The 12,841-nt window shown below is 35.3% G+C and carries 10 protein-coding genes and 2 tRNA genes; 6 read left to right on the forward strand and 6 right to left on the reverse strand.

Going from position 1 to position 12,841, the window contains the following annotated elements:
• The 3 genes from ACSVH9_RS13045 to ACSVH9_RS13055 all read left to right on the forward strand — a co-directional run.
• Positions 1 to 2,422 (forward strand): gliding motility-associated C-terminal domain-containing protein (locus ACSVH9_RS13045; protein WP_438064097.1); only part of this gene is annotated, 2,422 nt, incomplete at its 5' end.
• A gap of 58 nt (positions 2,423 to 2,480) precedes the next feature.
• Positions 2,481 to 3,392 (forward strand): PorP/SprF family type IX secretion system membrane protein, encoded by a 912-nt coding sequence (locus tag ACSVH9_RS13050; protein ID WP_438064098.1) that lies wholly within the window; start codon positions 2,481 to 2,483, stop codon positions 3,390 to 3,392.
• Between the two features lie 10 nt (positions 3,393 to 3,402).
• A complete protein-coding gene (locus ACSVH9_RS13055; protein ID WP_438064099.1) occupies positions 3,403 to 5,346 on the forward strand; it encodes an OmpA family protein in 1,944 nt (647 codons plus the stop codon).
• 51 nt (positions 5,347 to 5,397) lie between these two features.
• On the opposite strand, the gene ACSVH9_RS13060 is transcribed toward ACSVH9_RS13055, so the two are convergent.
• Positions 5,398 to 6,546: an 8-amino-7-oxononanoate synthase gene (locus tag ACSVH9_RS13060; RefSeq protein WP_438064100.1), complete on the reverse strand. Its 1,149-nt coding sequence runs from the start codon at positions 6,544 to 6,546 to the stop codon at positions 5,398 to 5,400.
• Positions 6,547 to 6,713: 167 nt separating this feature from the next.
• Positions 6,714 to 7,202: a DUF1761 domain-containing protein gene (locus tag ACSVH9_RS13065; RefSeq protein ID WP_438064101.1), complete on the reverse strand. Its 489-nt coding sequence runs from the start codon at positions 7,200 to 7,202 to the stop codon at positions 6,714 to 6,716.
• Positions 7,203 to 7,380: 178 nt separating this feature from the next.
• Here ACSVH9_RS13065 and ACSVH9_RS13070 point away from each other — a divergent pair, with 178 nt between their 5' ends.
• Entirely contained in the window at positions 7,381 to 8,199 is an 819-nt protein-coding gene (locus tag ACSVH9_RS13070; protein ID WP_438064102.1) for a leucine-rich repeat domain-containing protein, read from the forward strand.
• A gap of 131 nt (positions 8,200 to 8,330) precedes the next feature.
• Here the strand turns inward: ACSVH9_RS13070 and ACSVH9_RS13075 are convergent.
• Both ACSVH9_RS13075 and ACSVH9_RS13080 read right to left on the reverse strand, forming a co-directional pair.
• Positions 8,331 to 8,403 (reverse strand) — tRNA-Met (locus ACSVH9_RS13075).
• 35 nt (positions 8,404 to 8,438) lie between these two features.
• Positions 8,439 to 8,511, reverse strand: a tRNA-Met gene (locus ACSVH9_RS13080).
• Between the two features lie 150 nt (positions 8,512 to 8,661).
• Between ACSVH9_RS13080 and era the strand changes: the two genes are divergently transcribed.
• Positions 8,662 to 9,543, forward strand: a complete 882-nt coding sequence (gene era / locus ACSVH9_RS13085; protein WP_298298337.1) for a GTPase Era — start codon at positions 8,662 to 8,664, stop codon at positions 9,541 to 9,543.
• 235 nt (positions 9,544 to 9,778) lie between these two features.
• Here era and ACSVH9_RS13090 read toward each other — a convergent pair whose 3' ends face one another.
• Entirely contained in the window at positions 9,779 to 10,273 is a 495-nt protein-coding gene (locus ACSVH9_RS13090; RefSeq protein ID WP_438064103.1) for a hypothetical protein, read from the reverse strand.
• A 139-nt stretch (positions 10,274 to 10,412) separates the two neighbouring features.
• Here ACSVH9_RS13090 and der point away from each other — a divergent pair, with 139 nt between their 5' ends.
• Complete coding sequence (der, locus tag ACSVH9_RS13095) at positions 10,413 to 11,723, forward strand: ribosome biogenesis GTPase Der (protein WP_024981997.1); 1,311 nt, start codon at positions 10,413 to 10,415, stop codon at positions 11,721 to 11,723.
• Positions 11,724 to 11,788: 65 nt separating this feature from the next.
• Here der and ACSVH9_RS13100 read toward each other — a convergent pair whose 3' ends face one another.
• A complete protein-coding gene (locus ACSVH9_RS13100; protein ID WP_438064104.1) occupies positions 11,789 to 12,811 on the reverse strand; it encodes a hypothetical protein in 1,023 nt (340 codons plus the stop codon).
• Positions 12,812 to 12,841 lie beyond the last annotated feature (30 nt).

A 12,841-nucleotide genomic window follows, 5' to 3' on the forward strand; every position in this document is an offset into this window, starting at 1 on the left:
TGTAGTAGTAAACACCATCGACGCAGTAGACGACGGCTTGCAACAGGTAATAAGTTTATTTGGAAAGACAATCAATAGTGTTTTATTGAATGATACTTTTAATGGAGTTTTATTGACGCCAGCTACATACAACACGGTTAGTTTAAGTGGGGTAACAGTTCCAACTGGCTTTACCTTAAATTCAGATGGATCTATTGATGTTGCACCAGGAACCCCAATTGGTACTTATACAATAGTTTACGAAATTTGTACTAAGAGCACTCCGGTTTTATGTGATCAAGCAACCGTTGTTATCGAGATACAGAATTTACCAGCTCCAGCTCCACCAGTAGTTTTTGCAGCTGACGATACTGTGGGGTCAATTGATGGAAGCAATGGCGCTAAAAATGTCATTTCTATTTTGTCTAATGATTTTATAGATTTAACACCAGCTACGGTAAATAATGTAAACATTAGTATCATTACTCCAGATGCTACCGGCAGTTTGATACTAAATTCTGATGGATCGGTTGATGTAAAACCAGGAACGCCAGCAGGAACTTATACTTTTGTTTATTCAATATGCATTAAAAATTCAACTATAATTTGTGATCAAGCCACAGTAACAGTAACAGTAATTTGTAATACAACAAAAATTTCTGGAGTTGTAAGAGATCTGTTGAATAATAAACCATTGGCAAATGTTCCTGTGACGTTAATTCCTGATAAGCAAACTACAGGTCCTGTGTTGTTGATGTTAACCAAAGCTGATGGTTCCTATAACTTTACTGGATTTACACCAGGGGATTATATAATACAAGTTCAAGATGTTAATTTAAATAGTGCACAAAACTTGTATAATGTAGGACCAAGTATACAATTCTTGAATATTCAAAATTGTATCTATGAAGTTAGAAATTTTGATTATGATAAAACAGATTTACCAGTTTTAGGGAACTTTGTTTGGTACGATATCAATAGTAATGGCTTGCAAGATGAATGGTATGATGCCAATAATGATGGAGTAGTAACTCAAAACATCCCGGATGCGAATGGCTATATTGACTACAGTAAATGGGAATGGATTGATTATAATGGAGATGGAAGCTATCAAGGTAAAATAAATGAAGGTGAAATCAATGCAGCAGGTCTTGGAAACGGTACAACTAACGTACCTAATATTTATATCACAGGTCCTAATGGTTTCTCTAGACAAATCACGATGAGTATTCAAGGCTACTGGAGAACAAGAGCACCACAAGGAAACTGGGGTGATTATCAAGTGAACTTAGTAATGGAATCTAATTTGGAAGCTGCAGCACAAGCAAAAGCGGCAACTGGATTGATAAAAGTCTTGCCAGCACCTTTAAATAGATTTATAACTGATAAAAATAGTGCCACTCAAAGCTTTATTGTTTGTGGAGTAACGAATAACAGTACTAAGAATACTCAATTATCTGTTGCAAATCCAGTTGATGATAAATTAGATTTTGGAATCCAATGTAAATTGTTTGCTACAATTGTAGCTAATAACGATTCGGTTGGTCCAATAGTTAGTGCTACAACAGCAACAACCAATGTAGTAAATGTACTAGCTAACGACACTTTCAATGGGAACCCATTAGTATTGGCTGATGTGAATTTGACAGTAGTAAACGCTAACCCAAATTTGCGTTTAAATGCAGATGGTTCAGTAGACGTTTTAGCCAATACACCAGCAGGAACTTATGTATTAGTATATCAAATATGTGAAAAAACTAATCCAGCAAATTGTAAAACGGCCACAGTAACTGTTACAGTTGTTGCACCAGTTATTGTTGCTACTAATGATGATTATAGCAACCAACCTATTGATTCTTCAAAAGGAACTGTATTGGATATTTTAGCCAATGATAGACTGAATAACGGAACTGTAAGTGCCCCTCAAGTAGTGATTACTATTGTTGATGCTAATGGAATAGCAGGGGTTACGGTAGATGCACAAGGAAAAGTAACAATTCCAGCGGGGACTCTAGTTGGAACCTATGTAATAACTTATAGAATTTGTGATGTTGTTAATCCAAACAATTGTGCCACGGCTACTATTACTATAGTTGTAAAAGACCCTTGTGATTTTGATGATAGTGCTTCTTCTTGTGATATTTTGGTACACAATGCTTTTTCTCCGAATAATGACGGAAGAAACGAAGTGTTTTTAATAGAAAGAATTGAGAACTACCCAGATAACACCGTTGAAATCTATAACCGTTGGGGAGTACTAGTGTTTGAAGTATCGGGTTATGATAATGCTTCAAAAGTGTTTGTTGGATTGTCTGAAGGCCGTGTAACAGTAAACAAAGCCGATGCTCTACCTAACGGAACCTACTACTATGTGGTTAAATACAAAAAACCAATTAGTGGAGTAATGAATCAAAAAGCAGGATTCTTATACTTATCCAGATAAATTATCTTACTAAAAATAGCCTGAGTTAAACAAAACTCAGGCTAAAATAAAATATACAATGAAAACAAGAATAGTTACTTTCATTACAATGTTACTTGCTATAGTGAGTTATGGTCAACAAGATGCACAATTCACTCAGTACATGTACAACACCATCAATATCAATCCGGCCTATGCAGGGAGCCGAGGCGCGATGAGTATCTTTGCTTTGCACCGTACGCAATGGGTAGGTTTGGATGGAGCGCCTACCACTAATGCAGCGTCGATTAATACTCCTATAAATAACAGTAATTTAGGGTTAGGAGTTTCATTTGTAAATGACAAAATTGGTCCGACAAATGAAAACACTATTTCTGCTGACTTATCTTATACCATACCAACTTCAGAGAATTTCAAACTTTCTTTTGGAATGAAAGCGACAGCAAATTTATTTAATTTGAATGTCGATAAACTTAATCCCGAAGTTCAAGGAGACCCACAATTTCAAAATTTAAGAAACGTATTTACTCCTAATGTTGGAGCAGGAATCTACTACCATTCAGATAAAGCTTATCTAGGACTATCGGTGCCAAATTTTATTCAAACTAATCGATACAATGATAATCAAGTGGCAATTTTTAAAGAGAAGATTAATTACTATTTAATAGGAGGTTATGTGTTTGATTTATCATATGATATCAAATTCAAACCCGCATTTTTAACCAAATTAGTCGAAGGTTCTCCGTTACAAGTCGATGTTTCGGCCAACTTTATGTTCATAGAGAAAGTAGTTGTTGGAGTGGCTTACCGTTGGAGCGCAGCAATGAGCGCGATGGTTGGATTTCAAGTTACCGATGGGATGTATATTGGGTATGGATACGATTTAGAAACCACCAACTTAGAGAACTATAATTCAGGATCGCATGAGGTTTTCTTGCGTTATGAAATCTTCAAAAACAACGAAAAAATTACTACTCCAAGATTTTTCTAAAAATTAGATCATGAAAAAACAGTTACTTCTTTGTCTTGCTATAGCCTCTTTTTTGAGTAATTCTGGTTTTGCTCAAAAAGCCAAGATAGCATCAGCTGATAAAAAATACAATAGTTATGCGTACATTGATGCGATACAAACCTACGAACGATTGGCGAATAAAGGCTATCAATCGGTAGAAATGTTTGAAAAATTGGGTAATGCCTATTATTTTAATTCAGATTTTGAAAAGGCAGCCCAATCATACGAAAAGCTATATCAACTACAACCAGAATTAGCACCAGAGTATTATTACCGCTATGCTCAATCATTAAAAGCTTCAGGAAAAGAAAAAGAAGCGGCAACCATATTGGCTAAATTTGAAAGCAAATCCTCAGAGGATAGCCGAAGCAGACGTTTGAGAAACAATAGCGATTATTTAGAAGATATTAAAGCTAATGTTGGCATCTATACCATTGAAAATGCAGGAATTAATTCTAAATATTCTGATTATGGAAGTGCCATTGTTGATAATAAACTGATTTTTACTTCAGCAAGAGATACAGGAGGAGTAGGACAGCGTAAACACGCTTGGACAGGCGAACATTTTACCAATTTGTATGCTGCTGGAGTCAACGGAGAACTTATCCCGAGTAATCCGATACGTTATGATGCCAATATCAATTCTAAATTTCATGAAGCTACACCGGTGTTTACTAAAGATGGTAACACTATGTATTTTACCCGAAACAATTATTTGGATGGTAAAAAAGGAAAAGATGCCAACAAAGTTACCTTGCTTAAAATCTATAAAGCCACTTTGGTAAACAATAGATGGACCAATGTAACCGAGTTGCCATTCAATAGTAATAATTTCAGTACAGCGCATCCAGCCTTGAGCCCTGATGAACAAACGCTTTATTTTGCCTCAGATAGACCTGGAACTATTGGACAATCTGATTTGTATAAAGTAGCTATCAATAGCAACGGAACTTTTGGAGAGCCTGTCAATTTAGGAACAGAAATCAATACCGAAGGAAGAGAGACATTTCCATTTGTAACTAAAGACAATCAACTGTATTTTGCCTCAGATGGGCATCCAGGATTAGGTGGATTGGATATTTTTACTTCTAAAATCAACAATGATGGCAGTTTTAGCGAAGTTGAAAATGATGGAGCTGAAGTGAATTCTCCCAAAGATGATTTTGGATACTACAGAGATAGCGAAATCAATAAGGGCTTCTTTTCTTCGAATCGCGATGGAGGATTGGGTTCCGATGATATTTATCGATTTACAAGTAAAGACAAGTGCAAACAAATCTTAAAAGGAATAGTAACCGATAGTGCTACGGGCGAGGCTTTAGCAGGCGTACAAATGGTTCTTTTGAATAAACAATACAAAGTGATTGCAGAGACCACCACTGATGCTTCAGGATATTATACTTTTGATGTAAATTGTAGAAAAACCTATCATGTAAGAGCTAACAAAAAAGACTATACTTCAAAAGAGACGAAGCTTAAAATAGCTGAAGTTACAGGTGAAACAAAACTCGATATTCAGTTAGAAAGTACTATTTGTAGAGTTGCCTTGGGCGATGATTTGGGTAAATGCTTTGGCATTAAAATGATTTATTTTGACTTGGATAAATCCAATATTCGTAAAGAAGCCGCTTTGGATTTAGCCAAAATATTAGATGTTTTGATGCAAAATCCAACAATGAAATTGGATATTCGTTCCCATACCGATTGTAGACAAACTGCAAAATACAATTTAGCTTTATCAGATAGAAGAGCAAAAGCAACAATTGCTTGGTTGGTCTCAAAAGGCATCGAATCGTCTAGACTTACTGGTCGTGGTTACGGAGAATCACAGCTTATCAATGATTGCGGATGCGAGCCAACAAATGCTTCTAACTGCACCGAAGAACAACATCAAATGAATCGAAGAAGTGAATTTATTATAACAGCACTCTAATTATTTTTTCAAAACTAAAAGCTACTTAATTAAGTAGCTTTTTTTGTGGAGTTATTTAAATGGATTTCGTTCTTGCCAAATTGTTTTTGGTTCAAGATAATGAAAGAAACGGGGTAAAAAATAATTGATTATTGGGTTTTTATGCTCCATTAATCCATACATAGTTTCTGGTTTCGCTCCAACAGAACTTTTGATTTCTAAGGCTGTTCTGGCAAAAATTATGGTTTTGAATTCTTTTTTTATTGAATAAGCTATCATGTCATAAAGCATGTTCAAATACAGCATTTTTTCTCTTTGTATGGCATCGTCATAACCTAAAAAATAAGTATCCATAGTGTCGCCATTTTTGATTAGCGTATTGAATCCAATTAATTTTTCATTCATAAAATAACCATAAAATAAGAAATGGTCTTTCCATATTTTTTTTAGACTACTGAAATGATTCTTCGATAGAAAAAAAGAGTTAAATGGAGCGTTTTTGGCAACGTGATGATAGAGTTCATAAATCAATGCTTCATTTTGCTCTATTTCTTCGAGAGCTAATTTTCGTTTAATTATGCCTTCGGCTTTTTTTCTAGCTCTTTTGTATTGGTCTCTATATTTTTTGGATAAAGCGTTTATATAATCTTGTTCGTTGTTCCAATGTTCAGGAATCGAGAAAATCATATTAGGTTGTGTAGTAAATTGAAAAACAGACCCAAATGGAGTTTGATTGATTTTCTCCTTTTCGGCTTTAGAGAAATCTTTACTTGTTCTTAAATGAATTTGAATTCCATCCTTTTTTAACATTCTTTCGATGCTACTTCGGGCCTCAAAAAGCACTTTTATTTGTTCATCAAAAGGGATAAAGTCTAAAAATGTATACGCATTTTCCCCCGTTAGCATACAGTTACCAAGGAATAAGACATGGGAAGAAAAACGTTTAAAAGCAAAATTTCTAATAATTGTTTTTAAACATTTATCGCGTTCTCCAAACGATTCTAATTTGTTTAAATCTAAAAACTGACTTAAGGCAACACCCACTAATTGGTTATTTTGAAACACACCTATGAAAAAACATCGCATATTCTCGGGACACGATTGTTCAAGTATTTCAAAGTATTCTCTTTGTAAAAAAATAGTAGAGTTAGCAATTGTATTCCAATTTTCAGGAAGTTCATTTGCTGATTGATAAATAGTAAAGGTGAGAGATGTATTCAATTAGATTAAAGTTGGTATAAGTGACAAATTTAATCTAAAAAGTCATATGTAGTTGGGTATTGCAAAAAGAACTCAAATTAAGGCTTTGAATAGTTAAAAAGCGGTCGTAGAATAAGGTATTAGTATAAAAAAATGCGTTTCTATAGATTTGAAACGCATTTTTAATTTTATGTCCAGCCACAAATAATGGAGCCCATAATAGTTAGTGTGACTATCCAATACCCAGAATGAATAAAGATGTATTTCCAAGATTTTCTTTCGAATAGTCCATTAATCCCAATCATTGGGAAAGCAAAAAACAAACCACTAATAAACCCATGCAGTGCACCATGTTTAAAGGTTCTGAAGGCGGTGCCGTAATCGGCCATGAATGCTGTGTATGAGGGAAGCACTTCATTTACTTTTGAAGGTCCCCCGACCATTCCAAGTGCTCCCATTTGATGAATGGTAAGTGTCATTTCGATAGAAGCAATAAATAAAGAAAAGAGGTAAGTGAAGCCGAAAATTTTTAACATATTTCCTGTTTTTAGCTGGTCTTCGGTTAATCCTGCTTCTTTCATCCAAATGGTTCCAAATACTTTTGGATGGTACCAAATGAAACCCACAAAAAGTGTAATAATAGCAGCAACAAACAGTGCTATAAAATTCATTTCCATAATTGACTGGTTTTAAGGTTATTATTCAAATATACAAAAAAGAGTAAAGTTTATTTATTATTTTTTTGTAGGATTAGAAAGCTTCTTTTTTTTATTGATGTATTTTATCGATTTTATTTGCATTTTATCTTTAAGTGTTCTATTTTTAAAAAGTTTATTTAAGAATATTTTAACAGCTATGAAAAAGGTAATTTGTCTACTGTTTTTGTCTTTAACTGCAAGTTCATTTGCTGCAGTTCCAGCCCTAGAACGCGAGGTTTTGTTAGAATTATATCATTCTACAAATGGCTATCATTGGAAAAACAAATGGAATTTAGCCGCTCCAGTTGCTACTTGGTATGGTGTTACTGTTCTAGAGGATAAAGTAGTAGGTCTCGATTTGTCTGATAATAATTTGTCAGGTTCATTGCCAGAATCAATTGGTAATTTATCATCTTTAAAGAAAATAAACTTTTGCAATAATCGAATTGAGGGTGGAATTCCAAAAATGATAGGAAATCTAACGGCTCTTACGCAGCTAAATTTGTCACATAACCAACTTTCAGGAGTGATACCGTCTTCAATTGGAAATTTATTGAATTTGGTGCACATAGAGTTGTTTATGAATAAATTAAAAGGGAGCTTGCCATTTGAGTTAGGTAAGTTAAGTAAACTTGAAGTTTTATCTATTTACAATAATGAAATTGAGGGTAAAATTCCAGTTTCCTTATACACTATGCAATCATTAAAAGTGATGTTGTTGAGTGGAAATCGATTAAATGGTGAATTACGTTCGGATATTGTTAAGTTAAAAGACCTTGAAACATTAAGTTTGTTTGATAATGAATTGAAAGGATTAATTCCTAAAGAATTAGAGTCTTTAAAAAAATTGAGAGAGTTAAACATTTCATATAATCAATTCAATGGACCTGTTTCTAAAAACTTAGTCGATAAGGATGCATTAAATTTGACAATGTTAACTTCTAAAGGAAAAGTAGTTTTACTTGAAACTATATGATTTGTATAATACGCTTTTAAATTTAGTTAATAAAAAACCTGCTTGTTGCAGGTTTTTTTGTGAATTTTATGAAAGGAGATGAAATTGAAAGGCATAAAAAAACCCATCAAAAGTTGATGGGTTCTTCTCAGTAGCGGGAACAGGACTCGAACCTGTGACCTTCGGGTTATGAGCCCGACGAGCTGCCTACTGCTCTATCCCGCGATGTGCGTTTTGTAATCTCAGTAAAATTAACTTAGTAGCGGGAACAGGACTCGAACCTGTGACCTTCGGGTTATGAGCCCGACGAGCTGCCTACTGCTCTATCCCGCGATGTTTCGGGTGCAAATGTACGACGTTTTTCTAGAAATACAACCAAAATTTAAAAAAATGTTTTATTTCGTCTATTGAGTTGATATGGCTACCTTTGCAGCCTATATCTTTTACATCGAATTTTGCGAAGTAAAATAAAATGAATAAAAAATGACACATAAAGCCGGTTTTGTTAATATAATTGGAAACCCAAACGTTGGAAAATCAACACTAATGAATGCTTTTGTTGGGGAGCGATTATCCATTATTACTTCTAAAGCACAAACTACCAGACATAGAATTTTAGGAATTGTAAATGGAGACGATTTTCAATTGATTTTGTCCGATACTCCGGGAATTATTAAACCCGCTTATGAAATGCAAGAAGCAATGATGGGTTTTGTAAAGTCGGCTTTTGAAGACGCGGATGTCTTGGTGTATATGGTTGAAATAGGGGAGCAAGAATTGAAAGATGATGCTTTTTTTAATAAAATTATCCATTCTAAAATTCCAGTTTTGTTGTTATTGAATAAAATTGACAATTCAAATCAAGAGCAATTGGAAGAACAAGTCGCTTTTTGGACCGCCAAAGTTCCCAATGCGGAAATTTACCCAATTTCGGCACTACAGAATTTTAATGTTCCTGAGGTATTTCAGAGAATCATTGCTTTGTTGCCTGAATCGCCAGCGTATTATCCTAAAGATCAATTGACCGATAAACCTGAACGTTTTTTTGTTAATGAGATTATTAGAGAGAAAATCTTATTGAATTACAGCAAAGAGATTCCGTATGCTGTTGAGATTGTTACCGAAGAATTTGTAGAAACGGATGCTATCATTCGAATTCGATCAGTGATTATGGTAGAACGTGATACGCAAAAAGGAATCATTATTGGTCATAAAGGCGCTGCTTTGAAAAAAGTAGGAATGGAATCGAGAGCAGAATTGGAAACATTTTTTGGCAAACAAATTCATATTGAATTGTATGTAAAAGTGAACAAAAATTGGAGAAGTAATGCCAATATGTTGAAGCGTTTCGGATATAATCAGTAGGGACAGGTCGCGACCTGTCAGTACGGATGTTTGAAAAAATTGTAGAGACAGATTGCAATCTGTCTCTACAATTTTTTTTTAGCCCAGATCGTAATGAAAACCCCGGAGTACCAAAAACTAGTGGTTCTTGTGGTTGCAGAGCGACCAGTGGAAGCTCCTGCAAGCGCATTAGAACCGCAGTTTTTTGGGACGAGGAGTTGTAATGGAGAGCTGGATTAGCTCCTAATTGGTAGGGTTATTCAATTATTTTTAAAAACACTTTTTCTAAGTCGTTCATTTGTTTTTCGCCGTTGGATCGGATTTGTCGGGCGATGACATAGAGCAGAAACCAAGCGAAAATCATCATAGAAAGTACGATTAAATCCCATTGTGTGGATTCTTTGAGAACATAATGCGTGTAGGCAATGCCGCAAAACACGATGAAAGTACCTGCAATCATAAAATGCAGAAACATAAATAAGGTCCACAAAGTTGGGTCTGGCCCGAAGAGGCCACGGATATGGGTTTCGTTTTCGGATTTTTTTTCTAATTCGAGATGCAAATGGGGTGACCAATATCTTTTTTTATCACCTTTGATGTTGAGCCAAATGTGATAGCCTCTGATTTTGGCATAATAATCAGGGGATTTTTCATGAATGAATTTTTCGAATTTTGCGCGAACGGCGTCAGTGTTTTCGGTGATGTCTTTGTAAAATCGTAGGCGTAATCTAATTTCGTTATCTGGGTCCATGGTTTTGGGATATTGGGTTTGGTGTAGTTTAGTTGTGCTAATATATCAAAAAAATTGATTCTCATAGTTTTAAACACTACCTTTGCACGCCTTAACCGCAAAAGTGTGCGCTAAGGATAACTATTTGAATACGAATAAAATGAATAATATTGTTGCGATAGTAGGAAGACCTAATGTAGGGAAATCAACCCTTTTTAATAGGCTGATACAAAGAAGAGAAGCTATTGTAGATTCGGTTTCTGGGGTAACCAGAGATAGAAATTACGGTAAAAGCGAGTGGAACGGAAAAGAGTTTTCTGTGATAGATACGGGTGGATATGTCCGCGGATCTGATGATGTTTTTGAGGGAGAAATCCGCAAACAAGTTGAATTGGCAATAGATGAAGCCGATGTGATTGTTTTTGTGGTAGATGTAGAAGAGGGAATTACACCGATGGATGAAACGGTGGCAAAGTTGTTGCGTAAAGTGACTAAGCCTGTTTTATTGGCCGTGAACAAAGTAGATAATGCGATGCGTGAGAAAGACGCTGTAGAGTTTTATAATTTAGGATTAGGAGAGTATTTTACTTTTGCAAGTATTTCTGGAAGTGGAACAGGTGATTTGTTGGATGCTTTGATTGAAGCTTTCCCAGTGAAACCTGAACCAGTGAAAGAAGAAGTAGTTTTGCCTCGTTTTGCTGTAGTAGGACGTCCTAATGCTGGAAAATCGAGTTTTATCAATGCTTTGATTGGTCAAGATCGTTTTATGGTGACGGATATTGCGGGAACTACTCGTGATGCTATTGATACCAAATTCGATCGTTTTGGATTTGAATTTAATTTAGTAGATACAGCTGGAATTCGTCGTAAGGCCAAAGTAAAAGAAGACTTAGAATTTTATTCTGTAATGCGTTCCGTTCGTGCTATTGAACACGCAGATGTTTGTATTTTGGTGATTGATGCTACTCGTGGTTTTGAAGGACAAGATCAAAGTATTTTTTGGTTAGCTGAAAAAAACAGAAAAGGTGTTGTTATCTTGGTAAACAAATGGGATTTGGTAGAAAAAGATACGATGTCTACTCGTGATTACGAAGAGAAAATTAAAAAGGAATTGATGCCATTTACAGATGTGCCAATTCTTTTTGTTTCGGCTTTGACCAAACAGCGTTTGTTGAAAGCATTAGAAGCGACTGTAAAAGTATATGAGGATAGACAACAAAGAATACCTACTTCTAAGTTTAATGAATTTATGTTGAAGGTTATCGAGGCATACCCACCGCCAGCTACTAAAGGTAAATATGTGAAGATTAAATATTGTATGCAATTACCAACGGCTACACCTCAATTTGTATTTTTTGCGAATTTGCCACAATATGTAAAAGAACCTTACAAACGCTATTTGGAAAATAAAATTAGAGAACAATGGGATTTTTCTGGTGTTCCAATTGATATTTATATTAGAGAAAAATAAAAGAAAAGAGAACATAAAAAAAGCTTCCAAAGTTGAATTTTGGAGGCTTTTCTTTTGGATTAGATTTACTCAATCCCTGTACAAAACAGTTTCAATTTAAGCTTGTAATCAGGGTTTAGAGGTTCATTGGTTTGTGCTAAACGTTGCGATCCTACATTCGCTGGACAAGCAATATCATTGGTAGCGTCGTAAATAATTCTTTTGCCGTTTGAGTTTAGGAGTAATTCTTTGGGAACATAGATTTGTACTTTGGTAATCGAATAGCCTGAAGGAAAATAGCGGACATAATATCCGTCAGGATGTAAGGTCCAAATGCCACTAGGTACATCGGCTCTTGGTGGTGCAAAACCAGCAATGATGGCATATTTTTCCATCTCGGCATAGCTGTAGTTTCCTGAAGCAACTAATTTTCGGATTTGATTTTCGGCTTCAAAAATAGTTTGAATTCCTTCCGGTAATTTACTTTTTGCTTTTTCCATTACGTTACCTGGTAATATGCCAAGCGCGCCTCCTTCTAATTTCAATAAGTCTTGTGGAGAAAGTAAAGTGATAGCTGTCAATTTTATTTGGCCACTATAATCGGCAAATTTGGTTCGAGCAATAATTGCCCATAACAACATTTGGATATCGTGTTGGTGTACTTCGGGATGTTTTTCAGCATTTTTTAAAATCGTAGTTACAATTTCCTCCTTTGGACCCAAAGTCGGGGCATACATATAACCATCGCCACTAGAAGGAGCAAAAGTTCCTGCCATCAAACAATAGCTTTTGGTAGTCATCTCATAAAATCCTTCACAAAGTACATAGCCTCCATCAGGAGCTTTAGGAAGTAAATATAAAGGTTGGGCTTTTTCGTTGGCTTTAAAATCAGGAAGTTTAGAGCCAGTTTTGTCTACATCTTCGAATGAAGTGGTTATGGCAGCAGGTTGTTTCAGGATTTTGTCAACTCCTAATGCTTTGGACGCGACAGCCGATCCCGCACTTAAAAGTTTGTCTTTAAGTCCGCCAAATTGGGCATGAGCGGTAAAAGCCAAAGAGGTTTGTAGTAATACAATGAAACAGCTTGTCTTTAATAGGTTCATTTTCATAATTATAGGGCAGTTAAAATCAGCCCAAAT

This window comes from Flavobacterium sp. RSSB_23 (genome assembly GCF_051547145.1).
Taxonomy (GTDB): domain Bacteria; phylum Bacteroidota; class Bacteroidia; order Flavobacteriales; family Flavobacteriaceae; genus Flavobacterium.